This window comes from Sphingomonas sp. (assembly GCF_031380695.1).
Classification (GTDB): Bacteria; Pseudomonadota; Alphaproteobacteria; order Sphingomonadales; family Sphingomonadaceae; genus Sphingomicrobium.
Map to the genome: position 1 here is coordinate 1 of NZ_JANMWY010000124.1, position 1,723 is coordinate 1,723.

Annotated in this window: 1 protein-coding gene and 1 pseudogene; both read left to right on the forward strand. The window is 66.6% G+C overall.

What is annotated here, in order from left to right:
* Positions 1–1,208, forward strand: a pseudogene (locus RMN84_RS04555) (hydantoinase/oxoprolinase family protein); the annotation flags it as partial.
* Positions 1,209–1,219: 11 nt separating this feature from the next.
* Positions 1,220–1,723 (forward strand): hydantoinase B/oxoprolinase family protein (locus tag RMN84_RS04560; protein WP_309611016.1); only part of this gene is annotated, 504 nt, incomplete at its 3' end.

A 1,723-nucleotide genomic window follows, 5' to 3' on the forward strand; every position in this document is an offset into this window, starting at 1 on the left:
GGCTCGACAATATCCTCACCCTCGACGTCGGCGGCACCTAGAACGACGATGCGCTGAATGAACAAGGCGACCCGCGCCGCGTCCGCACGACCGAAGTCTGCCACCTCTCGGTCCGCGCCTCGTCGCTCGACGTCAAGACCGTCGGGGCAGGGGGCGGCTCGATCGCCTATGTCCCCGAACTGACCAAAGCCCTGCGCGTTGGCCCGCAATCCGCCGGCGCGGTCCCCGGACCCGCCGCCTATGGCAAGGGCGGCACGCTGCCGACCGTGACCGACGCCAATGTCGTGCTGGGCTACCTTCCCGAAAACTTGCTCGGCGGCACCTTCAAGCTTGACCGTCAGGCCTCGACCACGGCGGTCCAGACCATCGCCGACGCGCTCGGGATCGAGCTGATGGCCGCCGCGCGCGGCATCATCGACATCGTCAACGAGAATATGTTCGGCGCGCTGCGCATGATCTCGGTCCAGCAGGGCTATGACCCGCGCGGCTTCGCGCTGATGGGCTTCGGCGGCGCCGGCCCGCTCCACGTCAACGCCGTCGCGCGCCTGCTCGGCAGCTATCCGGCGGTCTCCCCGGTCAGCCCCGGCGTGCTGTGCGCCTTGGGCGACGCCACCACCCGCATGCGCACCGAGACCGCACGCTCGCTCTCCAAACGCCTCAGTGACACCAGCGCCGACGAGGTCATCGCGACGCTGACCGAGATGGAGCGCCAGGTCCGCGCCGAACTCGTCGCCGACGGCGTCGCCGGCGACGAGATCGAGACCGGGTTCGAGGTCGACGTGCGCTACTCCGGCCAGGCGTTCGAAGTGCCGATGACGGTCGACCTCGACCATTTGCGCAGCGACGGCCTCAAGCTGCTGACCGACCGCTTCGACGCTGAGCATCTGCGGCTGTTCACCTTCAATATGGACACCGAGCATGAGCTGGTGAATCTGCGCGCCGTCGCCACCGGCCGCGCGCTCGAACTGCCCGCGCTGCAATTGCCGAAAGGCGACGGCGACCCTGCGCAAGCCAAGCTCCGCGACCACAGCCTGTGGATGGACGGCGCCCAGCAACCGGCCGCGATCTACGACCGCTCGAAGCTCGACGCCGGCGATGTCATCCCCGGCCCGGCGATCGTCACCGAAATGGACTCGACCACGCTGATCGAGACACGCCACATCGGCACGGTCGATGCCTTCGGCAACATCCTGATCACTCCGGCCTGAAGGCGCACCCCATGCCCGCCACCATCATCCAGTCGAACGAGACCCCCTTCAAGACCGTCGCGATCGATCCGGTCACGCTCGACATCATCGAAAATGCGCTGCGCAACGCCCGCGTCGAGATGGACACCACGCTCGTCCGGACCGCCATGTCGCCCGGCATCCGCGAGCAGGGCGACGCCTTCCCGCTCATCGCCAACCATCGCGGCCAGATGATTGTCGGCCAGTTCGGCAGCTACATCGGCCCGTTCCTCGACAATTTCGACGGCACGGTCGAGGAAGGCGACATGATCTTTCTGTCCGATCCCTATTCGGTCGACGGCGCGATCAGCCATAACCACGACTGGCTCGTTCTCCTGCCGGTTTACAAGGATGGGCGGATCATCGCCTACACCTCGATGTTCGGCCATCAGTCCGACATCGGCGGCAAGGTCGCCGGATCGATGCCGATCGACGCCCATTCGATTTTCGAGGAAGGCGTCCGCATCCCGCCGGTCAAGATCTGGCGCAAGGGCGAG